28 protein-coding genes and 1 other RNA gene are annotated in these 24,346 nt (G+C 52.9%); 17 read left to right on the top strand and 12 right to left on the bottom strand.

Going from position 1 to position 24,346, the window contains the following annotated elements; translation table 11 throughout:
• The first annotated feature begins 46 nt into the window (after positions 1-46).
• A complete protein-coding gene (locus FN082_RS21285) occupies positions 47-550 on the top strand; it encodes a M48 metallopeptidase family protein (protein ID WP_112213635.1) in 504 nt (167 codons plus the stop codon).
• Here the strand turns inward: FN082_RS21285 and FN082_RS21280 are convergent.
• Together FN082_RS21280 and FN082_RS21275 are read right to left on the bottom strand one after the other, a co-directional pair.
• Positions 530-904, bottom strand: a complete 375-nt coding sequence (locus FN082_RS21280) for a type II toxin-antitoxin system death-on-curing family toxin (protein ID WP_112213634.1) — start codon at positions 902-904, stop codon at positions 530-532. The two genes, FN082_RS21285 and FN082_RS21280, sit on opposite strands and share 21 nt — an antisense overlap.
• Entirely contained in the window at positions 901-1,122 is a 222-nt protein-coding gene (locus tag FN082_RS21275) for a type II toxin-antitoxin system Phd/YefM family antitoxin (protein WP_112213633.1), read from the bottom strand. The genes FN082_RS21280 and FN082_RS21275 overlap by 4 nt, the downstream gene beginning before the upstream one ends.
• Positions 1,123-1,282: 160 nt before the next feature.
• Here FN082_RS21275 and FN082_RS21270 point away from each other — a divergent pair, with 160 nt between their 5' ends.
• From FN082_RS21270 to sstT, 3 genes are all read left to right on the top strand, one after another.
• Positions 1,283-2,272, top strand: coding sequence for a Gfo/Idh/MocA family protein (locus FN082_RS21270; RefSeq protein ID WP_142982312.1), 990 nt, complete (start codon positions 1,283-1,285; stop codon positions 2,270-2,272).
• Between the two features lie 256 nt (positions 2,273-2,528).
• Positions 2,529-3,497, top strand: coding sequence for a TerC family protein (locus FN082_RS21265; RefSeq protein WP_142982311.1), 969 nt, complete (start codon positions 2,529-2,531; stop codon positions 3,495-3,497).
• 254 nt (positions 3,498-3,751) lie between these two features.
• Positions 3,752-4,999 (top strand): serine/threonine transporter SstT, encoded by a 1,248-nt coding sequence (sstT, locus tag FN082_RS21260; RefSeq protein WP_139540608.1) that lies wholly within the window; start codon positions 3,752-3,754, stop codon positions 4,997-4,999.
• Between the two features lie 15 nt (positions 5,000-5,014).
• Here the strand turns inward: sstT and FN082_RS21255 are convergent, their stop codons facing one another.
• From FN082_RS21255 to uxaC, 3 genes are all read right to left on the bottom strand, one after another.
• Positions 5,015-5,569, bottom strand: a complete 555-nt coding sequence (locus tag FN082_RS21255) for a YgjV family protein (RefSeq protein ID WP_139540610.1) — start codon at positions 5,567-5,569, stop codon at positions 5,015-5,017.
• Between the two features lie 381 nt (positions 5,570-5,950).
• Complete coding sequence (locus FN082_RS21250) at positions 5,951-7,438, bottom strand: UxaA family hydrolase (RefSeq protein ID WP_142982310.1); 1,488 nt, start codon at positions 7,436-7,438, stop codon at positions 5,951-5,953.
• Positions 7,439-7,456: 18 nt separating this feature from the next.
• Positions 7,457-8,869: a glucuronate isomerase gene (gene uxaC / locus FN082_RS21245; RefSeq protein WP_142462644.1), complete on the bottom strand. Its 1,413-nt coding sequence runs from the start codon at positions 8,867-8,869 to the stop codon at positions 7,457-7,459.
• Between the two features lie 482 nt (positions 8,870-9,351).
• Between uxaC and FN082_RS21240 the strand changes: the two genes are divergently transcribed.
• From FN082_RS21240 to FN082_RS21190, 11 genes are all read left to right on the top strand, one after another.
• The gene (locus FN082_RS21240) at positions 9,352-10,653 is read left to right on the top strand and encodes an MFS transporter (RefSeq protein ID WP_139540616.1); all 1,302 of its coding nucleotides are present in this window, start codon (positions 9,352-9,354) and stop codon (positions 10,651-10,653) included.
• A gap of 120 nt (positions 10,654-10,773) precedes the next feature.
• Positions 10,774-11,550: a transcriptional regulator ExuR gene (exuR, locus tag FN082_RS21235; RefSeq protein WP_139540617.1), complete on the top strand. Its 777-nt coding sequence runs from the start codon at positions 10,774-10,776 to the stop codon at positions 11,548-11,550.
• 338 nt (positions 11,551-11,888) lie between these two features.
• Entirely contained in the window at positions 11,889-12,551 is a 663-nt protein-coding gene (gene yqjA / locus FN082_RS21230) for a DedA family general envelope maintenance protein YqjA (protein ID WP_139540619.1), read from the top strand.
• A gap of 8 nt (positions 12,552-12,559) precedes the next feature.
• Positions 12,560-12,937 carry an EnvZ/OmpR regulon moderator MzrA gene (gene mzrA / locus FN082_RS21225; protein WP_180349643.1) on the top strand — a complete coding sequence of 126 codons (378 nt, stop codon included), beginning with the start codon at positions 12,560-12,562 and terminating at the stop codon, positions 12,935-12,937.
• 149 nt (positions 12,938-13,086) lie between these two features.
• Positions 13,087-13,455 carry a DUF1090 domain-containing protein gene (locus FN082_RS21220; RefSeq protein WP_139540622.1) on the top strand — a complete coding sequence of 123 codons (369 nt, stop codon included), beginning with the start codon at positions 13,087-13,089 and terminating at the stop codon, positions 13,453-13,455.
• Positions 13,456-13,503: 48 nt separating this feature from the next.
• The gene (locus FN082_RS21215; RefSeq protein ID WP_142462643.1) at positions 13,504-13,809 is read left to right on the top strand and encodes a DUF883 family protein; all 306 of its coding nucleotides are present in this window, start codon (positions 13,504-13,506) and stop codon (positions 13,807-13,809) included.
• A gap of 2 nt (positions 13,810-13,811) precedes the next feature.
• Entirely contained in the window at positions 13,812-14,207 is a 396-nt protein-coding gene (locus tag FN082_RS21210) for a phage holin family protein (RefSeq protein WP_139540627.1), read from the top strand.
• A complete protein-coding gene (locus FN082_RS21205) occupies positions 14,207-14,506 on the top strand; it encodes a YqjK-like family protein (protein ID WP_139540628.1) in 300 nt (99 codons plus the stop codon). Before FN082_RS21210 ends, FN082_RS21205 begins: the two co-directional genes overlap by 1 nt.
• A gap of 250 nt (positions 14,507-14,756) precedes the next feature.
• Positions 14,757-15,149: a DoxX family protein gene (locus FN082_RS21200; protein ID WP_139540630.1), complete on the top strand. Its 393-nt coding sequence runs from the start codon at positions 14,757-14,759 to the stop codon at positions 15,147-15,149.
• 67 nt (positions 15,150-15,216) lie between these two features.
• Positions 15,217-16,203 (top strand): glutathione S-transferase family protein, encoded by a 987-nt coding sequence (locus FN082_RS21195; protein ID WP_142982407.1) that lies wholly within the window; start codon positions 15,217-15,219, stop codon positions 16,201-16,203.
• A 127-nt stretch (positions 16,204-16,330) separates the two neighbouring features.
• Positions 16,331-16,699: a DUF805 domain-containing protein gene (locus FN082_RS21190; protein ID WP_139540632.1), complete on the top strand. Its 369-nt coding sequence runs from the start codon at positions 16,331-16,333 to the stop codon at positions 16,697-16,699.
• A gap of 37 nt (positions 16,700-16,736) precedes the next feature.
• Here FN082_RS21190 and FN082_RS21185 read toward each other — a convergent pair whose 3' ends face one another.
• The gene (locus FN082_RS21185; protein ID WP_139540633.1) at positions 16,737-17,633 is read right to left on the bottom strand and encodes a LysR family transcriptional regulator; all 897 of its coding nucleotides are present in this window, start codon (positions 17,631-17,633) and stop codon (positions 16,737-16,739) included.
• 105 nt (positions 17,634-17,738) lie between these two features.
• On the opposite strand from FN082_RS21185, the gene FN082_RS21180 reads away from it, so the two are divergent.
• Positions 17,739-18,440, top strand: coding sequence for a pirin family protein (locus FN082_RS21180; RefSeq protein WP_139540634.1), 702 nt, complete (start codon positions 17,739-17,741; stop codon positions 18,438-18,440).
• Positions 18,441-18,464: 24 nt separating this feature from the next.
• The gene (locus FN082_RS30015; RefSeq protein WP_180349636.1) at positions 18,465-18,626 is read left to right on the top strand and encodes a hypothetical protein; all 162 of its coding nucleotides are present in this window, start codon (positions 18,465-18,467) and stop codon (positions 18,624-18,626) included.
• A gap of 33 nt (positions 18,627-18,659) precedes the next feature.
• Here the strand turns inward: FN082_RS30015 and FN082_RS21175 are convergent, their stop codons facing one another.
• The 6 genes from FN082_RS21175 to FN082_RS21150 form a co-directional block, all read right to left on the bottom strand.
• The gene (locus FN082_RS21175; protein WP_139540635.1) at positions 18,660-19,070 is read right to left on the bottom strand and encodes a Spy/CpxP family protein refolding chaperone; all 411 of its coding nucleotides are present in this window, start codon (positions 19,068-19,070) and stop codon (positions 18,660-18,662) included.
• Between the two features lie 447 nt (positions 19,071-19,517).
• Positions 19,518-19,896: RNase P RNA component class A (gene rnpB / locus FN082_RS21170), an RNA gene on the bottom strand.
• Between the two features lie 32 nt (positions 19,897-19,928).
• Positions 19,929-21,074: a glycerate 2-kinase gene (garK, locus tag FN082_RS21165; protein ID WP_139540636.1), complete on the bottom strand. Its 1,146-nt coding sequence runs from the start codon at positions 21,072-21,074 to the stop codon at positions 19,929-19,931.
• Between the two features lie 65 nt (positions 21,075-21,139).
• Positions 21,140-22,030 (bottom strand): 2-hydroxy-3-oxopropionate reductase, encoded by an 891-nt coding sequence (gene garR / locus FN082_RS21160; RefSeq protein WP_142982309.1) that lies wholly within the window; start codon positions 22,028-22,030, stop codon positions 21,140-21,142.
• Between the two features lie 28 nt (positions 22,031-22,058).
• Entirely contained in the window at positions 22,059-22,829 is a 771-nt protein-coding gene (gene garL, locus FN082_RS21155; protein ID WP_139540638.1) for a 2-dehydro-3-deoxyglucarate aldolase, read from the bottom strand.
• A 28-nt stretch (positions 22,830-22,857) separates the two neighbouring features.
• Complete coding sequence (locus tag FN082_RS21150; RefSeq protein ID WP_139540639.1) at positions 22,858-24,192, bottom strand: MFS transporter; 1,335 nt, start codon at positions 24,190-24,192, stop codon at positions 22,858-22,860.
• Between the last annotated feature and the right edge of the window lie 154 nt (positions 24,193-24,346).

The raw sequence follows: 24,346 nt of genomic DNA, 5'->3' as shown, positions 1-24,346 counted from the left end.
TGCTAGAATTCGCGCCAGTTGTCGCTTAATTACGCAAACAGGCCCCATGAGCACATTAACCTATCTCCAGGGTTACCCTGAATCCCTGCTGGCGCAGGTCACCACGTTAATCGAACAGAATCGCCTCGGAGAGGTGCTGAAAAAGCGCTATCCGCAGGGCCATGATATCAACAACGATAAAGCGCTGTACCAATACACCCAGGATCTGAAGTCTCGCTATCTGCGCGGCGCGGCCCCTATTAATAAGGTGATGTACGACAGCAAGATCCACGTGCTGAACAATGCGCTCGGCCTGCATACCGCTATCTCACGCGTACAGGGCGGCAAGCTGAAGGCGAAAGCCGAAATTCGCGTCGCCACCGTCTTTCGCGATGCGCCGGAGGATTTTCTGCGGATGATCGTGGTACACGAACTGGCGCACCTGAAGGAAAAAGACCACAACAAAGCGTTCTATCAGCTGTGCTGCCATATGGAGCCGCAGTACCATCAGCTGGAGTTTGATACCCGCCTGTGGCTGACGCAGCTTTCGTTAGAGCGCCAACTGTCGTAGCGCATCGGCCAGCACATCAACCGTGGCTTCCCCTGTCGCCGCCAGGACAGTCAGTTCTTCCAGCCGGGTATCTTCATCAGCGATGAGATATCCATTGCGGGCAAGGAATGCCATGGTGATAAAAAATGCGGTCCTCTTATTACCATCATTAAAAATATGCCCACGCGCGATGGCGACCCAATAAGTTGCGGCCAGTTCAAAAACGTCTCTCACCCCTTCGTAGTGAAAACGGTTCTGCACACGGTAAATAATGGCTTCTGCCCGCCCAGGATCGGGCATGCCTTTAATACCAGGTAGATGGAGTAAAATCCGATCATGAAAGGCAATGACTTCGCTTGCGCTCACCCACTTCATCGATCGGTCAACGCCTTAACCGTGCGACCATGTCGCTGCATAATAAAATCAAATTCAGCATCTAATTTGGCATTCATAAACGCCTCATATTCTGCCTTACTGATCAAAACGTTAGATGTTCCATCACGCCGGGTAATTTCAATCGGCTCTCCGCTGGCGGCAGCATCCATGACGGCCGCAATATTCTGTCTGGCCTCTGATGTACTATAAGAACGCATGATTTCCTCCTGGTTTGAAACGTACAATTCAATCGTACGCCTTGTATGTACATTAGACAACACACGACTCTTCATGCTTCTGCGCCATAGCGCACTGGTTTTGTCATGATGGCGTGTTAGAGTGACGAAAGGTCCCTTTTTACGGAGTTCGTCAACATTTATGATACGTTTCGCAGTTGTTGGCACAAACTGGATAACCAAGCAGTTTGTCGATGCCGCCCATGAAACCGGCAAATATAAACTTACCGCCATCTACTCCCGCAGCCTCGAGCAGGCCCAGACCTTCGCCAGCGATTATCCCGTCGAACACCTCTTCACTTCACTGGAAGAACTGGCGCAAAGTGCTGACGTTGACGCGGTCTATATCGCCAGCCCTAACTCGCTGCATTTTCCGCAAACCCGCCTGTTTCTGAGCCATAAAAAGCATGTGATTTGCGAAAAGCCGCTGGCCTCGAATCTGCAGGAAGTGGAAGCCGCCATCAAAGTAGCGCGGGAAAATAACGTGGTGCTGTTCGAAGCGTTCAAAACCGCCAGCCTGCCAAACTTCCTGCTGCTGAAGCAGTCGTTCGACAAGATCGGTAAACTGCGCAAAGCCTTTATTAACTACTGCCAGTACTCCTCCCGCTATCAGCGCTATCTCGACGGCGAGAACCCCAATACCTTTAACCCGGCCTTCTCTAACGGCTCGATTATGGATATCGGTTTTTACTGCCTGGCTTCCGCAGTTGCGCTGTGGGGCGAGCCGCGCGCGGTGCACGCCAGCGCCAGCCTGCTGGAGAGCGGTGTCGATGGCCAGGGCACGGTCGTGCTGAGCTACGGTGATTTTGATGTCACTCTGCATCACTCCAAAGTGAGCGATTCCGCGATCCCGAGCGAAATTCAGGGTGAAGCGGGCGCGCTGGTTATCGAGAAAATTTCGGAATGCCAGAAGGTCTGTTTCGTACCGCGCGGCGGCAAGTCCCAGGATCTCACTCAGCCGCAGCATATCAATACTATGCTGTATGAAGCGGAAGAGTTCGCTCGCCTGGTGGAAGCCAACGAGGTCGCTCATCCGGGTCTGGAAGTGAGCCGCATCACGGCGAAGCTGCTGAGCGAGATTCGTCGCCAGACCGGCGTGGTCTTCCCGGCGGATACCCAACCTGTGGCGTAAAGGAGTGTAAATGGTCCGTCGGACTCCATTGACGCCATTTATAACTTGTAATACTTTGTTACGCGCAAAGGGGAGTAACTTCCTTGCCGGCCGATCGTCATTACGATGCGTGAAAAACCGCATCCGGTCGCCGGGCAACAAGATTCGATTCTTGTTGTAAGTGAGACCTTGCCGGAAGGCGAGGTCTATGCATAAAAGCGCAGCGGCTGCAGTCTTCCGACGTTAGCCGTTTTGTTTTTATGTAAGGAATATCGTAATGAATACTGTCGGCACACCGTTGTTATGGGGCGGATTCGCAGTGGTCGTGGTCATCATGTTGGCTATCGACCTATTGCTGCAAGGACGGCGTGGTGCACATAGCATGACCATGAAGCAAGCCGCTGGCTGGTCAATCCTCTGGGTTACCCTCTCACTTCTGTTTAACGCCGCTTTCTGGTGGTATCTGGTGCAGACCGAAGGTCGCGCCGTGGCCGACCCGCAAGCGCTGGCGTTCCTCACCGGTTATCTGATCGAAAAAGCGCTGGCCGTGGATAACGTTTTCGTCTGGCTGATGCTGTTTAGCTACTTCGCCGTTCCGCCTGCGCTTCAGCGTCGGGTGCTGGTCTATGGCGTACTTGGCGCGATCGTGCTGCGTACGATCATGATCTTTGCCGGTAGCTGGCTAATCTCCCAGTTCGAGTGGCTGCTCTACGTTTTCGGCGCATTCCTGCTGTTTACTGGTGTGAAAATGGCGCTGGCGAAAGAGGATGATTCCGGTATCGGCGATAAGCCGCTGGTGCGCTGGATACGCAGTCATCTGCGCATGACCGATAAGATTGACGGCGAACATTTCTTTCTCCGCAAAAACGGCGTGCTATACGCTACGCCGCTGCTGCTGGTGCTGATTCTGGTCGAGCTGAGCGACGTTATCTTTGCCGTTGACAGTATTCCGGCCATCTTCGCCGTCACCACCGATCCGTTTATCGTGCTGACCTCAAACCTGTTCGCGATTCTCGGCCTGCGTGCGATGTACTTCCTGCTGGCGGGCGTCGCAGAACGCTTCTCGATGCTGAAATATGGCCTGTCGGTGATCCTGGTGTTTATCGGTATCAAGATGCTGATTGTCGATTTCTTCCACATTCCAATCGGTATCTCGCTTGGCGTGGTAGGTGGCATTCTGGTATTGACGCTGCTCATCAATGCCTGGGTCAATAAGCAGCGCGACAAGAAAAAACAGCTGCAATAAGCCATCAAAAACCGGGTGAAGACCTCTTTCACCCGGTCTGCAACTTTCGCCGCGTATTATTCTTACTCATGTCACAAAATCGTTAATATATAGTTAAAAAATGAATTCTCAGAGCCAGAGACAGAATTTTACCCTTCCCCAATAGCGTTCTTTCCGTATACTCAACCAGGCAAACATTTATTTACATCCGGATATAAACGTTACAAATAATGCGTAGCCGGGACGGACAGCAACATCACAGGAAGGAATGAATCATGGCAACTCAATCAACCCGATCGACCCTGCTACGGCGACTGACTCAGGGTAGTCTGGTCAAACAAATTTTAATCGGACTGATACTGGGAATTTTGCTGGCTCTGGTTTCTAAACCAGCAGCAGAAGCAACCGGGCTGCTCGGTACATTATTCGTCGGCGCATTGAAGGCTGTCGCACCTGTACTCGTACTGACGTTAGTCATGGCTTCCATCGCCAACCACCAGCAGGGACAAAAAACCAATATTCGTCCCATTTTGGTTCTCTATCTGCTCGGAACATTTTCTGCCGCGCTAACCGCTGTAGTCGTCAGTTTTATCTTTCCCTCAACGTTACTACTGGCAACCGGCGCGACAGACATCACTCCACCCACGGGTATTGTTCAGGTGGTTCACGGACTGTTGATGAGTATTGTTGCTAACCCCTTTCACGCGTTGATCAATGCTAACTACATCGGGATTTTAGTCTGGGCAGTCGGTCTCGGCTTTGCACTACGCCACAGCAATCAGACCACTAAAAATCTGGTAAATGACCTCTCTAATGCCGTGACTTTTATCGTGGTGTTGGTCATTCGCTTTGCGCCTGTGGGTATTTTCGGGCTAGTGGCCTCAACACTGGCTACTACTGGTTTCTCCGCGCTGTGGGGTTATGCGCAACTGCTGTTGGTACTAATTAGTTGTATGGCTGTTGTCGCACTGGTGATCAACCCGTTGCTGGTGTTTTTACAAATCCGTCGTAACCCCTATCCGCTGGTTCTACTCTGCCTGCGGGAGAGCGGCGTCTATGCATTCTTTACACGCAGCTCCGCCGCTAATATTCCAGTGAATATGGCACTGTGTGAGAAGCTGAATCTGGATCGCGATACCTATTCCGTTTCTATACCGCTGGGTGCGACCATCAATATGGCAGGTGCAGCAATAACCATTACCGTATTAACCCTGGCTGCAGTACATACGTTAGGAATTCCAGTGGATCTACCAACAGCTCTGCTACTGAGCATCGTCGCATCACTATGCGCCTGTGGTGCCTCAGGAGTTGCTGGTGGCTCTCTCCTGCTAATTCCGCTGGCTTGCAATATGTTCGGTATTCCAAATGAAATAGCAATGCAGGTCGTTGCCGTTGGGTTTATTATTGGCGTTCTTCAGGATTCTTGTGAAACCGCAATCAACTCCTCTACCGACGTGATGTTTACCGCCGCAGTTTGTCAGGCGGAAGACGCACGTATGGCGAAAAACGCCCTGCGCAATTAATCTATCCCCCCTCCGCTAACGCGCGGAGGGGCTCTCTTCCTGCACCGCTTTTTCGACTTTAAACGGGTCAATACCGCGTTTTTGCATCCGCCGGAAGCGAACGATGTTCAGACCGTTCATAACCAGAAAACTGCCTTCAATCAGCGTGCCGCCAATCGAGCCCAGCCAGAAGTTATGGATAACCCAGCAAGCGGTCGCACACCACATCACGCAGCGAACGGTTAAGCCGGTACAGCGAAAGAGCGCCCAGGTGCTGGCGAGCGTGCCAACAATCGGCAGCAGCTCCATCGCGTGTTGCAGCTTTGCGAGCCCCAATACCAGGGTGAGCACAATAAACACGGTCATCACCCACAGCTTACGGGTGCGCATAGAGATAAGGGTTCGGACGGTATTGAGCTCGGCGCTCATGCCCGCCGGATACGCTCCCATTAAAAAGAAATGCACACCAATGGTGGCGCTATAGACGGCAAGCTGCAGCTTGAAGCGGCGCTCATCGCGATTAAAAAAAGTCGTAATACCGATCAGAAAGGCGATGACACCAACGCCCTGGGCAAGCCAATACGCGGTCATGAAAAGTCCTTATATACCCGTCATACTTCAAGTTGCATGTGCGTTAGCCGCGGATTACTCGGCCCATCCATGGGCCTCGCCCTCACGGGCCGTCGCAAGCGACGTTCAAATCTGCTCCCGGCAGATTTGTCGTTCACCCCGGTCACTTACTTCAGTAAGCTCCCGGGGATTCGCTCACTTGCCGCGTTACTCGGCCTGCAGCCTCGCCCCTACGGGGCCAGCGCAAGCGCTGTTCAAGGCGTGCCTTGTCCTGCAACTCGAATTATTTAGGGTATAAGACAAAACGGCGCATCATACTCTGAAACGCCGCTTCCGGAATACCGCCCTTTTATTACTCAAAAGATTTCACACCGCAATCACGGCGTGAAAGATGACGAGTAATTAAAGGGTGACGCCGCTTTTGAATATCGCCAGCTCGCGGAAATCATTACGTTCGTTGCAGGTTTGCTTACCGTTAGCAAAGGCCACAATGGTATCCACGAACTCTTCCAACAGCTGCGGCATCGCTTTACCGTGAATCAGCTGACCAGCGTCGAAGTCGATCCAATGTTTTTTCTTCGCCGCCAGTTCGCTGTTGGTGGCAATTTTGACCGTCGGAACGAAGCCGCCGTATGGCGTACCACGACCGGTGCTGAACAGCACCATATGGCAGCCCGCGCCGGCCAGCGCGCTGGTCGCTACCGCATCGTTGCCCGGCGCACTCAGCAGATTAAGGCCGTGTACTTTCAGGCGTTCACCATATCGCAGCACGTCAACCACCTGGCTGGAGCCCGCTTTCTGCGTGCAGCCCAGCGATTTATCTTCCAGAGTGGTGATACCGCCCGCTTTGTTACCCGGCGATGGATTCTCGTAAATCGGCTGGTCGTGGGCGATAAAATACTGTTTGAAATCATTGACCATCGTTACCAGCTTACCGAAGGTTTCTTCATCACGACAGTGGCTCATCAGCAGTTGCTCGGCACCGAACATTTCCGGTACTTCGGTCAGCACGGTGGTACCGCCGTTAGCAATCAGGTAATCCGAGAAGCGGCCCAGCATTGGGTTCGCGGTAATACCGGACAGGCCATCGGAACCGCCGCACTCAAGGCCAAACTTCAGCTCGCTCAGCTTACCCGGCTCGCGCTTGTCGTTACGCATCACGTTGTAGAGCTGATGGAGATGCTCGATCCCCGCTTCCACTTCATCATCCTGGTGCTGGCAGATCATAAAGTGAACGCGTTCAGGATCGAATTCACCTAAGGTTTCACGAAACGCATCAACCTGGTTGTTTTCACAGCCCAAACCCACCACCAGCACCGCGCCCGCATTTGGGTGACGCACCATATTTTGCAGCATGGTGCGAGTATTGATGTGATCGTCACCGAGCTGCGAACAGCCGTAGGTGTGGCTGAAGAGATGAACGCCGTCGATACCTTCGGCGTCGTTGGTTTCTTTCAGGAAGCGGTTCTGCATCTGACGGGCCATGGCGTTAACGCAGCCAACGGTCGGCAGGATCCACAGCTCGTTACGCACGCCAACATCGCCATTCGCACGACGATAAATCTGGATACCACGATCCGCGGGCTGCGCGACGGGCTCGATAAGATCCGGTTGATAGCTATACGCGTCGAGATCGCTTAAGTTCGTGCGCGTATTGTGGGAGTGGATATGTTCCCCCGGCGCAATATCCGCCAGCGCATGTCCTATCGGCAGGCCATACTTAATGACGTTGTCTCCCTTCGCAATGCCGCGCAGCGCAAACTTGTGCCCGCGCGCAACATCCTGAGCCAACGTAACCGTATCGCCGTCAATGGTGACTACCGTGCCTGCCGCCATATCCGCCAACGCTACCGCGACGTTATCTTGCGAATGGATTTTAATGTATTGCATATCAACCGACCTCTGGTCTTAGTTCAGTTCAATGGCGAAGTAGTCACGCGCATTGTTAAAGCAAATGTTTTTCACCATCTCACCCAGCAGCTGAATATCCGCAGGGGCTTCACCAGCCTCAACCCAACGGCCAATCATCTGGCACAGGATGCGACGGAAGTATTCATGACGGGTGTAGGAGAGGAAGCTGCGGCTGTCGGTCAGCATGCCGACAAAGCGGCTCAGCAGGCCGAGCTGCGCCAGTTGGGTCATCTGACGTTCCATACCGTCTTTCTGATCGTTGAACCACCAGCCGGAACCAAACTGCATCTTGCCCGGCATACCTTCGCCCTGGAAGTTGCCGGTCATGGTGCCCAGCACTTCGTTATCGCGCGGGTTCAGGCAGTACAGGATGGTTTTCGGCAGCAGATTTTCTTCGTTCTGTTTGCTGAGCAATTTGGACAGTTCTTCCGCCATCGGACGGTCGTTGATGGAGTCGAAACCAACGTCTGGCCCTAACAGTTTGAACTGACGCAGGTTGTTGTTACGCAGCGCGCCAATGTGATACTGCTGCACCCAGCCGCGACGAGCGTATTCCGCGCCGAGGAACACCAGAACCGCAGTTTTGAACTGCGCGACCTCATGCTCGCTAAGGGATTCACCCGCCAGACGACGCGCCAGGATAGTATCCAGTTCGCTTTCGTTAGCTTCGGCGAACAGCACCACATCCAGCGCATGGTCAGAAACCTTACAACCGTGGGCGGCGAAGTGATCCAGGCGTTTCGTCAGCGCGGACTGTAGGTCAGCAAAGCGACGAATGTCGGTATCAGACACCTCTCCCAGCTTCGCCATGTAGTCGTTAAAGGTCGCCTGTTCGATGTTGAACGCTTTGTCCGGGCGCCAGCTCGGCAGCACTTTCACGGAGAAGGTGCTGTCTTTGGCCACAGCGGCGTGATGTTCCAGCGAATCAACCGGGTCGTCGGTAGTGCCGACCATCTTCACGTTCATCTGCTGCATGATGCCGCGAGCAGAGAAGCTGTCCTGGGTCAGCAGATCGTTACACTCATTCCAGATCTCATCCGCCGTTGCCGGAGAGAGCACCTTACCTGTAATACCAAAAGGACGACGCAGTTCAAGATGCGTCCAGTGGTATAACGGGTTGCCAATGGTATGCGGTACAGTGGCCGCCCAGGCGTCAAATTTCTCACGATCGGAGGCATCACCGGTGCACAGACGTTCGGCGACGCCGTTAGTGCGCATCGCGCGCCATTTGTAGTGATCGCCTTTCAGCCAGATGTCATACAGATTTTTGAAGCGGTAATTTTCGGCAATCTGCTGCGGCGGCAGGTGGCAGTGATAGTCGAAAATCGGCTGGTCTTTCGCATAATCGTGGTACAGGCGGCGAGCAAACTCGGTATCAAGCAGGAAATCTTCGGTCATAAACGGTGTCATTTTCGTGTCCTCTTCGCCCCCTGAGGGAGCCCATCAGATGATTGACTATAATGCTGACAAAGTTATCACACCAATTTCCACAGGCCGAAGTATTTTTCGTGAGTTAGATCAATAAACGTCGACAAAAAAATTACCATCAAAGGAGTAAACGGCCCGCCAGAGCGCGCCAGCTCTGGCCTTTATCTCAGGAATGAATGCCCATACAAACTTTCCCACTTTTGTGACGCCACTCAACTTTTGAAGTTGTATGACAAGTTATCTTGCTGCCGTCGAAACATATAAACCGACGGAATGCATTACCAACGAATTATCACGTTGGATTCACCGGTATGGACGCCGAATTAGACACAACAGTTGATGGCAAGGTTCGGGCCATATGAGGTTTCCTCTCCTGAGCCCTCCGTTTCTCCTTCTTCGCCTCAGTTACAGGGCTGGAAGATAGCCGCACCCGCTGCGGATATATAACAAACGATGAGGTTTACATGCGTAAAATTAAAGGGTTACGTTGGTACATGATCGCACTGGTGACGTTAGGCACCGTGCTGGGATACCTGACGCGTAACACTGTGGCGGCTGCTGCGCCAACTTTGATGGAAGAGTTACACATCTCCACCCAACAGTACTCCTATATCATCGCAGCCTATTCCGCTGCCTACACCGTCATGCAGCCTGTTGCCGGCTACGTGCTGGATATTCTGGGTACTAAAATTGGCTACGCCTTCTTTGCCGTTGCGTGGGCGGTCTTCTGCGGCTCTACGGCGCTGGCGGGAAGCTGGGGCGGCCTGGCGCTGGCGCGCGGTGCGGTCGGTGCGGCTGAAGCCGCGATGATTCCCGCAGGTCTGAAAGCCAGCTCCGAATGGTTCCCGGCAAAAGAGCGCTCTATCGCCGTTGGCTACTTCAACGTCGGCTCCTCTATCGGTGCGATGATTGCTCCACCGCTGGTGGTTTGGGCTATCGTGATGCACAGCTGGCAGATGGCGTTTATTATCTCCGGCGTCCTGAGCTTCGCCTGGGCAATGGCCTGGCTGATTTTCTACAAACACCCGCGCGATCAGAAAAAATTAACGGAAGAAGAACGCGACTACATTATCGGTGGCCAGGAATCTCAGCATCAGACCAACAACGGCAAAAAAATGTCGCCGTGGCAGATTCTGCGCAATCGTCAGTTCTGGGGTATCGCCCTGCCGCGTTTCCTGGCTGAGCCAGCATGGGGGACTTTCAACGCCTGGATCCCGCTGTTCATGTTTAAAGTTTACGGCTTTAATCTGAAAGAGATCGCGATGTTCGCCTGGATGCCAATGCTGTTCGCCGACCTTGGCTGCATTATCGGAGGTTACCTGCCGCCGCTGTTCCAGCGCTGGTTTGGCGTAAACCTGATTGTTTCCCGTAAAATGGTTGTGACCATGGGCGCGGTGCTGATGATTGGTCCTGGGATGATCGGTCTGTTCACCAGTCCGTTCGTGGCTATCGCCCTGCTGTGCGTCGGCGGCTTTGCTCACCAGGCGCTGTCCGGTGCGCTAATTACGCTTTCTTCCGACGTATTTGGTCGTAACGAAGTAGCAACGGCGAACGGGATGACCGGGATGGCCGCATGGCTGGCAAGCACCCTGTTTGCCCTGGTTGTCGGCGCGCTGGCGGATACCATTGGCTTCAGCCCGCTGTTCGCCGTACTGGCAGTATTCGATGTGCTGGGCGCGATAGTTATCTGGACGGTACTGAAAAATAAATCAGCGGATGACGACAGTACGCCGCTAGAAACGAGTAAACCCGCAACGCAAAGTTAGCTCTATGCGGGTTAATCACCCCATCAAAGCCGCCCCGATCAAGGCGGCTTTTTTTATGGTGAGAAACACGTAAAAGTGGTATAACAAATCCAATATTGTCGCCATCTCCCGGGAGCGAATATGGAAATCACTGAATCGCGTCGTTTGTATCAGCAGCTCGCTGCTGAGCTAAAGACGCGTATTGAACAAGGTGTCTACCTTGTAGGCGATAAGCTACCCGCAGAGCGGTTTATCGCTGACGAAAAAAGCGTGAGTCGTACCGTGGTTCGCGAAGCCATCATTATGCTGGAAGTGGAAGGCTACGTTGAAGTACGCAAAGGTTCCGGCATCCACGTTATCTCCAACCATCCGAAGCATCAGCAAATTCCCGATGAATCACTGGAGTTCGCTAACTACGGTCCTTTTGAGCTATTGCAGGCCCGTCAGCTGATAGAAAGTAATATTGCCGAATTCGCCGCAACTCAGGTGACCAAGCAGGACATCATGAAGCTGATGGAAATCCAGGAAAAAGCGCGTAAAGAAAAATGCTTCCGCGATTCCGAATGGGATCTCCAGTTCCATGTTCAGGTGGCGCTGGCAACGCAAAATACCGCTTTAGCCGCCATCGTTGAAAAAATGTGGACCCAGCGCGTACATAACCCGTACTGGAAAAAACTGCATGACCATATCGACCTGCGCACCGTCGATAACTGGTGCGACGATCACGACCAAATCCTGAAGGCGCTGATTCGTAAAGATCCGCATGCAGCTAAGCTGGCCATGTGGCAGCATCTGGAAAACACCAAACTGATGCTGTTCAATGAAACCAGCGATGACTTTGAGTTCAATGCCGATCGCTACCTCTTTGCTGATAATCCGGTCGTTCATCTCGATACTGCCGCCAACAGCGCAAAATAGACGATTATCCTCATCACGGGCAGACGTTCTCCCGCTGCCCGCAAAACCCTCAGGGTAAGCAAAGCATATATAGTGTCAGCCTGTGTAAATACACTCGCCACCCTCCTTCGCAATCAGCAAAATCAGAATGCAACAACCTGCAATTTCTATGACGTAAAGTCAGCGGGTTTGTTACAATTAGATGCATTTTGTCGTTCTGAGAGTTAGCTTTTGCTTACTTCACTTTTAAACAGGGAACCGTTCAGAGCGCAGTAGCGACCATAATCAAATAAGAAGCTATGTCGCCATGCATATACCGCGTTCAGACGTGCCGTTAACCGATGTACCAGGAATCGTGAATGGAACTATTAACCCAATTATTGAATGCCTTGTGGGCTCAGGATTACGAAACACTCGCTAATCCGTCCATGATTGGCATGCTGTACTTTGTCTTATTTATGATTTTGTTTCTTGAGAACGGTTTGCTACCTGCCGCCTTTTTACCGGGCGACAGCCTGCTCGTCCTGGTAGGCGTATTGATCGCTAAAGGCGCGATGGGCTTTCCGGAAACGCTGCTGCTGCTCACTGCGGCCGCAAGCCTCGGCTGCTGGTTAAGTTATATTCAAGGCCGATGGCTGGGCAATACACGAATAGTACAAAATTGGCTATCGCACCTGCCCTCGCACTATCATCAACGCGCGCACCATCTGTTCCATAAACACGGACTTTCCGCACTGCTGATTGGCCGCTTTATCGCATTCGTCCGTACGTTACTGCCGACCATTGCCGGACTATCTGGCCTGAGCAGCACACGCTTCCAGTTCTTTAACTGGATGAGCGGCCTGCTGTGGGTCCTGATCCTGACCTCGCTGGGATATCTGTTGGGGAAAACGCCGGTATTCCTGAAGTATGAAGACCAGCTGATGTCCTGCCTGATGCTGCTGCCGGTGGCGCTTTTGATATTTGGCCTGGTTGGCTCGCTGATTGTCCTGTGGAAGAAAAAACACCGGAGCCGGGGCTAACAATGGCGATGAAACGATCCTCTCTGCGTCAGATAAGCTGGGTGCTGGGCGGTTCGCTACTCCTGTGCGGCCTGTTCTGGCTCTGGCTTGCCGTGCAACAGCAGGAATCCACGCTGGCTATCCGTCCCGTTAGCCAGGGTATCAGCATGCCGGACGGTTTTTCCGTCTGGCATCATCTTGACGCCAACGGTATCCGTTTTAAGAGCATTACGCCGCAAAATGATGGCCTGTTAATCAAGTTTGACTCCAGTGCTCAAGGGGCTGCGGCAAAAGAAGTGCTGGGTCGCGCGCTGCCGCATGGTTATATTATCGCGTTGCTGGAAGACGATAATTCACCAACTGCCTGGATTTCGCGCCTGCGTGATACCCCACACAGATTCGGGTAATCAACGAAAATTCCGAATATTTTCACCCTGTTTGGTGATTTTCCGTTTTACTTACTATGATTAGGTTTGCGGGAGTCACCAGGCTCACGTTAATCAACTGGATCGGGTATATCCTCAGGTATGCCCTCACACAATGGAAGGTCGCATCCATGAAACACCGCATCGCTTTAATCCTGGTTCTCTCTTCACTGAGCGCCAGCGCCTTTGCCGTCTCCCCTTGTCAGGAAAAAGAGCAGGATATCCAGCGGGAGATCAGCTATGCAGAAAAACATCATAATCAGAATCGCATTGATGGGCTAAATCGGGCGCTTAGCGAAGTCAGAGCAAACTGTAGCGACAGCAAGCTTAAAGCTGAACATCAACAAAAAATCGCTAAACAACAAGCAGAGATTGCCGAACGGCAAAACGATCTGCGCGAAGCCGAACAGAAAGGCGATGCTGATAAAATCAGCAAGCGCCAACGTAAACTTGACGAAGCGCAGCAAGAACTGAAAGCGCTGCAGTCTCGCGAGTACTAATCGGTCAAGCAAGACCAATATGGACCACCACTTTAACAGGAGAAAAAAATGGCTAAAGATAACGTTGCAGAAGACCTGCGTGCGGAACTGAAAACGCTGGCTGATACCCTGGAAGAAGTGCTGAATTCCTCCACGGATAAATCAAAAGAAGAGATTAGCAAGCTGCGTAGCAAAGCCGAAAGCGCGCTGAAAGAAAGTCGCGTTCGTCTGGGAGAAACCAGCGATGCTATTCTGAAGCAAACGCGCGAGACTGCCGCACGTGCTGATGAATACGTCCGCGAAAATCCGTGGACTGGGGTTGGGATTGGCGCTGCCGTCGGGCTGGTGCTGGGTGTCTTGCTGACGCGTCGCTAATTATGGCGAACTCTCAAAACACGCAAGGGCCGGGGCAAAGCGTTTTCGGCATTGGTCAGCGGATAGTTACCCTGCTGGTCGAAATGGTGGAAACGCGCCTGCGCCTCGTCGTCGTGGAGCTGGAAGAGGAGAAAGCCAATCTCTTCCAGCTGTTTCTGATGCTCGGACTGACGCTGCTATTTGCCGCGTTTGGCCTGATGAGCCTGCTGGTCCTTATCATCTGGGCTGTCGATGCCCAGTATCGGCTAAACGTGATGATCGCCACCACTGTGATTCTGCTGCTGGCAGCGCTCATCGGCGGTATCTGGACGTTACGCAAAGCCCGCCGTTCGACGTTTCTACGCCTGACGCGTCAGGAGCTGGCTAACGACCGGGCATTGCTGGAGGACGACAGATAATGAGCCGCGACCATCAAGAACGCGAACGGCGAAAAGCGCTTTTGCTGCGTCAAATCCAACAGCAGCGGCTGGATCTTAACGCCAGCCGCCGCGATTGGCTGGAAGCCACCGCGCCGATAGATCGCGGCTGGCATACTTTGCTTAATCTGCGCTCCTGGGCGATGGTTGGCAGCGGCGTCATGGCCGTATGGTCAGTTCGTCATCCGCGCTTTTTACTCCGCTGGACAAAACGCGGCTTCGGTATCTGGAGTACCTGGCGTATGGCGCGTGGCCTGCTGCGTCAGCAATCAACACGCTGAGGCGCATCTGTGCCTCTTCTTATTTAACGTCCCCCACCGAACGCCATTATCCAGACCGCTCAGTCGGCCCTTCTATTCATTTGCATTATCAATAATTACTCAGAATCTTTGAAGATGATCTACAGTTTTCCTTGCTAACAATTACGTCACAGCCTCGCTAATATTCTCTCCATCGACAGCAACCCCGCGTCATGCGCAGGATTGCACCAAAAAACAAAATCGCCGCCCTTTGGGTTTTACGGAGTAGGAAATGAAAAAATTAGAAGATGTTGGTGTACTGGTAGCGCGCATTCTGATGCCCATTCTGTTCATCACTGCAGGTTGGGGAAAAATCACCGGGTATGCGGGTACTCAACAATATATGGAAGCCATGGGCGTCCCTGGATTTATGCTGCCGCTGGTTATTCTGCTTGAGTTTGGCGGCGGCCTGGCAATCCTGTTCGGTTTTCTGACTCGTACAACCGCGCTGTTCACTGCAGGCTTCACCATACTGACCGCGTTCCTGTTTCACAGCAACTTTGCTGAAGGTGTGAACTCACTGATGTTCATGAAAAACCTGAGCATTGCAGGTGGCTTCCTGCTGCTGGGTATCACCGGTCCGGGCGCATTCAGTATCGACCGCGTGCTGAATAAAAAGTGGTAAGCGCACTATACTGATTAAAAAAAGCGAGGGAGCATCTCCTCGCTTTTGCTATCTGAGGGAGGAAATGATGGGACAATTAATTGACGGCGTCTGGCACGATACCTGGTATGACACCCAATCAACCGGAGGGCGATTCAAGCGTTCTGTTTCCGCCTTTCGCAACTGGCTAACCGCCGATGGCGCACCAGGCCCCAGCGGAGAAAGTGGATTCCCGGCGGAGAAAGACCGCTATCATTTGTACGTTTCCTTAGCCTGTCCATGGGCACATCGCACCTTAATTCTGCGCAAGCTGAAAGGACTCGAGCCTTTTATTTCGGTTTCGGTGGTTAACCCCTTGATGTTCGAGAACGGCTGGACTTTCGACGACAGCTTCCCGGCAGCCACGGGCGATGCGCTCTACCAGCACGAGTTTCTTTATCAGCTTTATCTGCACGCCGATCCGCACTACAGCGGGCGCGTGACGGTACCGGTATTGTGGGATAAAAAACAGCACACCATCGTCAGTAATGAGTCCGCGGAAATCATCCGCATGTTTAATACCGCTTTCGACGGGCTTGGCGCTAAAGCCGGTGACTACTATCCGCCTGAGCTACGTGGGCAAATCGATGAGCTGAACGGCTGGATTTACGATAGCGTCAACAACGGGGTCTATAAAGCCGGGTTCGCCACCAGCCAGGAGGCCTACGATGAGGCCGTCGATGCGGTGTTTACCTCCCTGGAACGTCTGGAGCAAATTCTTGGTCAACATCGCTTCCTGACGGGTAACCAATTAACGGAAGCCGACATTCGCCTGTGGACGACTCTGGTTCGTTTCGACCCGGTGTATGTAACCCACTTTAAATGCGATAAACGCCGCATCAGCGATTACCTTAATCTTTATGGCTTCCTGCGCGATATCTATCAGATGCCGGGCATCGCTGAAACCGTGGACTTCGCCCATATTCGCAACCACTACTATCGCAGCCATAAAACCATTAACCCGACCGGGATTATTTCCGTCGGCCCGCAGCAGGATCTTAACGAACCTCACGGCCGCGACCTTCGTTTCCGCTAAGAGATCGGGCGCCGCTGAGGGCGCCCAATTAATTCACCAAACAAATGTTTACCGGTTTTTTATTCACGTCTATTCTTAGTTCGATCGCTTTAAAAACAAGTGATTGACGGTTAATTGAGGCGTAGAAATGGACTGGTATCTTAAAGTATTAAAAAACTATATTGGATTTGGCGGCCGCGCCCGGCGCAAAGAGTACTGGATGTTTATTCTGGTCAACATCATCCTGACCGGGGTACTCAGCATCGTTGATAAAATGCTTGGCTGGCAACGCGCGGGCGGTGAAGGCATTCTGACAACTATCTACGGTATTCTGGTATTTTTACCGTGGTGGGCGGTGCAGTTTCGTCGTTTGCACGACACCGACCGCTCGGCGTGGTGGTTGTTATTACTGCTGATACCCGTTATCGGCTGGCTGGTGATCATTATTTTCAATTGCCAGAACGGCACTCCCGGCAATAACCGCTTCGGGCCAACGCCAAAACCGACTGCTTACTGAGCAATGCGCCCCTCGTCAAAAAGGGGCGCATTTTGTTTTATCTACCCATAAACAGCTTCGGGATTTCCCGCAGGCACCATGACTTCGCCTCACCCATGCTATCGCGACGCCAGGCCATAATAATATCTATCTCGTTACTGTACTCCGGACTGACAACCCGAAGACGTCCTTCGGCAATATCCTGTTCAACTAACGGATACGGCATTGTGGCGACGCCTAATCCTGCCAGCAGCGCCTGGCGTTTGTCTTCAATTGTGCTCACGGTTAATCGCGGCTGTTTGTCGAGCAGCTGTACCGTCAGTACCGGACGTTCGCGAGCAGTATCCGCCACCGCTACGCCGCGATACTTAACGCGCGTGACTTCAGAAAGCGGTTCCGGCTCGTGATGAATAGGGTGATCCGGTGCGGCAACGTAGACGTTCATGACCGAATAGAGTTTGCGGGAGTTAATCTCCGACGATGAGCGAAAATGCATATCCGGCGCGACGACAATATCCGCTCGGCCCTGCTCAAGCCGCTCCCAGGCGCCGGCCAGTACTTCGGTAATGAGCGACAGCTGCGTGTTAGATTTTGTCGCCAGCTTTTCAATCAGCGGAAACAGGTCTGTAGTTGGCACCAGCGCCTCGGTGACAATGGTCAGATGCGTTTCCCAACCGCGTGACAGCGCTTCAGCGTCAGTCGTTAGCTTATCCGCCGCCTCCAGCAGGACGCGACCACGTTCCAGCAGCATTCGGCCAACGTTGGTGAATTTTGTTCGATGCCCTGAGCGGTCAAATAATACGACATCAAGCTCCTCTTCCAGCTTTTGCATGGTATAGCTCAGCGCTGAAGGCACCCGACCAAGTTCATCAGCCGCCGCCGCAAAGCTTCCGCGTCGGTCAATTGCATCCATTACGCGTAACGCTTCCAGCGTTAATGCTCTCTCTTTAGCCATCGCACTCTCATTCAGGAAATTTGAACATACCGGGCAGAATATCTGGCTAACAATACAGCGTCCATACCTTTACCATTGATTTAGTGTAAAGAGAGGTCAAGAAAAATGATTACTACCCGAACAGCCAAACAGTGCGGTCAAGCAGACTTCGGCTGGCTGCAGGCCCGCTACACCTTTTCCTTTGGCCACTACTTCGACCCGAAATTACTGGGCTATGCGTCTCTGCGCGTACTCAATCAGGAAGTTCTGGCTCCCGGAGCATCGTTCCAGCCGCGTACCTACCCTAAGGTCGATATTCTGAACCTGATTCTGGAAGGTGAGGCGGAGTACCGTGACAGCGACGGCAACCACATCCAGGCAAAAGCTGGCGAAGCGCTGCTGATCTCGACTCAACCCGGCGTTAGCTACAGCGAGCACAACCTGAGTAAAGAGAGCTCGTTAACGCGGATGCAACTGTGGCTGGACGCCTGTCCGCAGCATGAAAACCCGCTGGTGCAAAAAGTCGTTATCGCCTCGGGACCGCAACAGCTGTTAGCTTCGCCAGACGGCAGCCAGAATAGTCTCCAGCTACGCCAGCAGGTATGGATTCACCATATCAATCTGGCTAAAGGCGAACAGCTCAATGTGCAGCTTCACGGCCCGCGCGCCTACCTGCAGTCAATTCACGGTACGGTGCACGCGCTTGTGCAAGAAGAAGAGAAACAGGCCCTGACCTGCGGTGATGGCGCATTTATTCGTGACGAAGCTAACATTACCCTCGTCGCCGATACGCCGCTGCGCGCTTTGCTGATAGATTTACCAGTGTAACAACGGCAGTAAGGGAGTTCGTCAGTGGGCAAGAAGAAAGCAAAAAAAGTTGCGGTATTGGTGCAGCAACCTCAACCGGAAGTTCCGACCGCAGTCAGCTTTGGTTATGAAGAGATGTTAAGCGAGCTGGAGGCGATCGTCGTGGAAGCGGAGATACGGCTTCAGGATGAAGAAAGCGTCGCCTGAAGTTAATATCGGCCCCGACCGGGGCCGATAGGCTTATTCACTCAATTCCTGAGCTAAATCTTTTTGTACCTGCTTACGCTGCTCTGGCGTCAGTACCTGATTCACATCAAAATAGTATTTCACGCGATAATAGCGAACCTGCTGCTCCACTTTGCTAAAAGCTGCCAGCTGATCTTTGACCGCTTTTTCATTCCATTTTCCGGAATCAATGACATCAAATAATACGCCGTCTTTAATATCTTTCTGGGAGATCTGTTGAACGTTTTTTTCCAGTTGCTGATGCAGGCTTTTAATTTTTGTGACCTGATCGGTGGTCAGCTTTAAGTGCTGAACAATCGGATCCTGCGCCGGTGCCGGTGCAGCCTTAACGTCCGCAGCCTGAGCCGCCATCGAGAAACCTGTAGCCAGGACGGCTGTGAGCGCGATACGAGTCATTAATTTCATTGTTTTATCCTGAAGGGTCATTGCCAGAAAGGGCGGCTTATTATTTTTCAGAAGCGGATGACGAAATGTAATAAATAGTACGTATAAATGTACGTAAAAAACACATTATAATTAATGTGAATAAATAAAATAATTAAATTTACAACATGAATAATTAAATACCCCAGACCTTATTGGCCAATGAATGGGAGCAAGTATCAAATATTGCGCTCATCTTTTTGTCAGGTGGCGGCTAACGCCTTACCTGACCTACAAAACCCTCGGGCAATTCCAGCAGCGCCAGAAAGCAAAAAAACCGCCGAAGCGGTTTTTTTGCATAAAAGAGTGAAGCTGACCGTTAAGCCGCTTTCTTTTCGGTATAGCGTCGTGGACAGTCATTCATCTTCCCTTTTAATCACCTGTACCAGAAAGCAAAAACCCCGCCATTTCTGACGGGGTTTTGTTGAATGAGGAAGCTGACCGTTAAGCCGGGTTCTGTCGTGGACAGTCATTCATCTAGGCCAGCAATCGCTCACTGGCTCAAGCAGCCTACCCGGGTTCAGTACGGGCCGTACCTTGTGAACCCCTATTTGGCCTTGCTCCGGGTGGAGTTTACCGTGCCGCGAACTGTTACCAGACGCGCGGTGCGCTCTTACCGCACCCTTTCACCCTTACCTGATCCCACTTGCGTGGGCCATCGGCGGTTTGCTCTCTGTTGCACTGGTCGTGGGCTTGCGCCCCCCAGGCGTTACCTGGCACCCTGCCCTATGGAGCCCGGACTTTCCTCCCCTCCGCCCGTCTCCCCCGAAGAGGACGACGACGAAGCGGCGACTGTCTGGTCAGCTTCGGCGCGAAGTATAGAGGGTTTGCCGCCGGTTGTCATCCTTCCGTCGACATCCCGACCTGCAATGTCGCCGCAATATTACGCGACGCATGATAAATATTGTCCGCCGCGCCGCGAAACGCCTCTTCAAGGGTCGTAACGCTGGTCAGCACGCTAAACACCGCATCAATACCATACTGGTGAACCACGCCCACGTCGCGGGTCAGACTACCGGCAATACCGATCACCGGCTTATGGTATTTTTTCGCCACGCTCGCCACGCCAACCGGCACTTTACCATTGATGCTCTGGCTATCCAGTCGGCCTTCACCGGTCACCACCAGCGAGCAATCGAGGATATGCTCTTCCAGATTCAGCGCCTGGGTTACAATTTCGATCCCGCTACGTAGCTCTGCATTCAAAAATGCCATCAACGCTGCACCCATACCGCCTGCGGCTCCCGCACCGGGTACCTGTTTCACCTCAACGTGCAGATCGGCCTGAATCACATCAGCGTAGTGCGCCAGATTGCTATCCAGCTCGCGGATCATCGCTTCGGTAGCCCCTTTCTGCGGCCCAAATATTCTTGATGCGCCACTATCGCCGATCAGCGGATTCGTCACGTCGCAGGCTACGCGAATGGTGCAGTCGTGCAGTCGCGCATCAAGCCCGGAAATATCTATCGAATTCAGACTACACAGGCTACCGCCACCGTGGCCGATCTCCGCGCCATTGGCGTCGCAAAGGCGTGCGCCCAGCGCCTGCACCATCCCCGCGCCGCCGTCGTTAGTCGCGCTGCCGCCAATGCCAATGATGATATTTTTCGCCCCGCTTTCCAGCGCCTGCAAAATCAGCTCGCCGGTCCCGCGCGACGTGGTTAATAACGGATTACGCTGGGCGGGAGGTACCAGTCCCAGTCCACTGGCCGCCGCCATTTCGATAAACGCGGTTTTGCCATCGCCGGAAAGTCCCCAGCAGGCATCAACCGGAACACCCAGCGGCCCCGTCACACAGGCGCTCATCTCGGTTCCTTGCGTCGCGGCAATCATCGCCTCAACGGTACCTTCTCCGCCATCGGCGAGAGGAACCTTCACGTAGAGCGCATCGGGGAAAATTTCCCGAAAACCTTTTTCTATAGCCTGTGCAACCTCAGTGGCCGAGAGGCTTTCTTTATAAGAGTCTGGGGCGATTACGATTTTCATAGTTATGTAGCCTGACAGTGCCGCTCAAGGCAAGAATTACAGGGCGCGCATCCGCGCCCTTCTTGTTAGCGAGTGACTTCCACTTTCGCCAGTTTTTCGTAGTAGCATGCAAGAGCACTATGGTCGGCAGTACCCAGACCGTCGGCGCGCAGCGCCTGCATCATTTCCATCACCGCAGCGGTCAGCGGCAGCTGCGCGCCCACGCCGTGAGAGGTGTCCAGCGCATTCGCCAGATCTTTGATATGCAGATCGATACGGAAGCCCGGCTTGAAGTTACGGTCCATCACCATTGGCGCTTTGGCGTCCAGCACGGTACTACCGGCCAGCCCACCGCGGATTGCCTGATAAACCAGATCCGGGTTCACGCCCGCTTTAGTCGCCAGAGTCAGCGCTTCAGACATCGCAGCAATGTTCAGCGCCACAATGACCTGGTTAGCCAGCTTGGTGACGTTACCCGCGCCGATATCGCCGGTATGTACCACGGAACCTGCCATCGCTTTCAGCAGATCGTAATATTTGTCAAAAATCGCTTTATCACCGCCAACCATCACCGACAGTGTACCGTCGATGGCTTTCGGTTCGCCGCCGCTGACCGGTGCGTCCAGCATATCAACGCCCTTCGCTTTTAGCGCTTCGCTAATTTCGCGGCTTGCCAGCGGTGCAATAGAGCTCATGTCGATCAGAACGGTGCCCGGCTTAGCGCCTTCGATGATGCCACCTTCGCCCAGCGCAACTTCTTTCACGTGCGGGGAGTTCGGCAGCATGGTGATGATTACGTCACACTGCTCAGCAATCGCTTTCGCTGAAGTCGCGGTTTCAGCACCAGCGGCAATCACTTCGGCAATCGCCTCCTGGTTACGGTCAGCAACCACCAACGAGTAACCTGCCTTGAGGAGGTTTTTACTCATTGGTTTACCCATGATACCGAGGCCAATAAAACCAACTTTCATTGTCATGTCTTTATCTCTCTAGTTTCGGTGGTGGTTATTTCTTAAAGGAATCAGCCAGTTTCTGCGTGCCAGAGCGGAATACGCCCAGGTCGCTGCCAACGGCGACAAAGGTCGCGCCCCATTCCAGATAGCGACGCGCATCCGCTTCAACCGGCGCCAGAATACCGCTCGGCTTACCGTGCTTTTTCGCGCTCGCAAAAATGTGTTGGATAGCTTTCTGTACTTCCGGATGGGAAGCATTACCCAGGTGGCCTAACGCAGCGGCCAGGTCACTTGGACCAACAAAAATACCGTCGACGCCCGCGGTTGCGGCAATCGCATCCACGTTATCCACGCCCTGTTGGCTTTCGATCTGCACGAGGATGGTGATATTTTTGTTCGACTGCGCGAAGTAATCCGGCACGGTGCCAAACATATTGGCGCGGTGCGATACGGATACGCCGCGGATACCTTCAGGCGGATAGCGAGTTGAAGCCACTGCATTAACCGCTTGCTCTTCGGTCTCGACGAACGGGATCAGAAAGTTATAGAAACCGATATCCAGAAGACGCTTAATGATAACCGGCTCGTTGGTCGGTACGCGCACTACCGGTGCGCTGGTGCTACCTTTCAGCGCCATTAGCTGCGGGATAAAGGTGGAGATATCGTTCGGCGCATGTTCGCCGTCCAGTACCAGCCAGTCGAAACCTGCCAGACCTAAAACTTCGGTGCTGATTGGGCTGGCCAGCGCGGACCAGCAGCCAATCTGAACCTGATGCGCCGCCAGGGCCGCCTTAAATTTGTTCGGGAAGATATCGTTGTTCATCACTTATACCTTGTCACTTAACCGTTAATTATTTCTGCAGTTCCAGACGTTTGATATCACCTACCACAAAGAGGTAGCAAACCATCATCATCAGTGCGGAACAGCCTACAAAAATCAGTGCGCCATTAAAGGAGTGCAGTTCGCTAACGATATAGCCAATCACCAGCGGGGTGACGATAGAGGCCACGTTGCCAAACACGTTGAACAGGCCACCGCACAGTCCCACAATCTCTTTCGGCGCTACGTCGGAGATAACCGGCCACCCCAGTGCGCCAAACCCTTTACCGAAGAACGCCAGCGCCATCAGCGCAACGACCAGCGCCGTGTTGTCGGTGTAGTTGCACAGAATAATCGTTGATGCCAGCAGCATGCCCAGCACGATAGGCAGTTTACGCGCAAAGGTCAGCGTACAGCCGCGGCGAATCAGATAATCGGAGAACAGCCCGCCCAGCACGCCGCCGGCAAAACCGCACAGTGCAGGAATAGACGCCACCATTCCCACCTTCAGAATCGACATCCCTTTATCCTGAACCAGATAAATCGGGAACCAGGTCAGGAAGAACCAGGTGATCGTGTTTAAGAAGTACTGTCCGAAGAAGATGCCTAGCATCATACGGCTGCTCAGCAGCTGCTTGATGTAATCCAGTTTCGGACCTTTCGCCGCATCGCTGCCCGGCTTTTTATGGTCCATATCGACAACGGCGCCGTTATCTGCAATAAACTTCAGCTCTTCTTTAGTCATACGCGGATGATCGGTCGGGTTATGGACAAACTTCACCCACATGCCGGTCAGAACAAAGCCAATCACGCCCATTACGGTAAAGACGTGTTCCCAGCCCCAGGCAAAGGTCAGCCAGCCCAGCAGCGGTGAAAACAGCGCCAGGGAGAAATACTGTGCGGAGTTAAAGATAGCGGATGCGGTGCCGCGCTCTTTCGTTGGGAACCAGGCCGCAACGATACGGGCGTTTGCCGGGAAAGAAGGCGCTTCGGAAAAGCCCAGCATAAAACGCATGCAGAACATCGAAACTCCGGCCCAGGCCAGCGGGAACATATCCACGAAGCCCTGCAGGAAAGTAAACAGCGACCAGAAAAACAGGCTGTAGGTATAAACTTTCTTCGATCCAAACTTATCGAGCAGCCAGCCGCCGGGGATCTGCATCAGCAAATACGCCCAGCCGAAAGCAGAGAAAATGTAGCCCATGGATACCGCACTCAGCTGTAGCTCTTTCGCGACTTCTGTGCCAGCAATAGACAGCGTCGCACGGTCAGCATAGTTAACGGCAGTAACAATGAAAATTATCAGTAGAATTAAATATCGGGTTGGCATACCCTTTTTCTGTTCTATCGTTGCATCCAGACTCATTTAATATTCCTCAGGTACAACACACCTTCCATTATTTATTTTGGTGTGATTCTTAATTATTCAGAAATCAATATCAGGTGGTATTGATTACTCATCCGGCGCATTGCAAGCATGACTCAGTATAATCAGCTTGCGACCGTTGAACACTGTGCAC

The sequence above is a fragment of the Klebsiella spallanzanii genome (assembly GCF_902158555.1).
Classification (GTDB): domain Bacteria; phylum Pseudomonadota; class Gammaproteobacteria; order Enterobacterales; family Enterobacteriaceae; genus Klebsiella; species Klebsiella spallanzanii.
The sequence above is the reverse complement of the archived record's forward strand: the minus strand, read 5'-3'. Positions and strand labels throughout refer to the sequence as shown.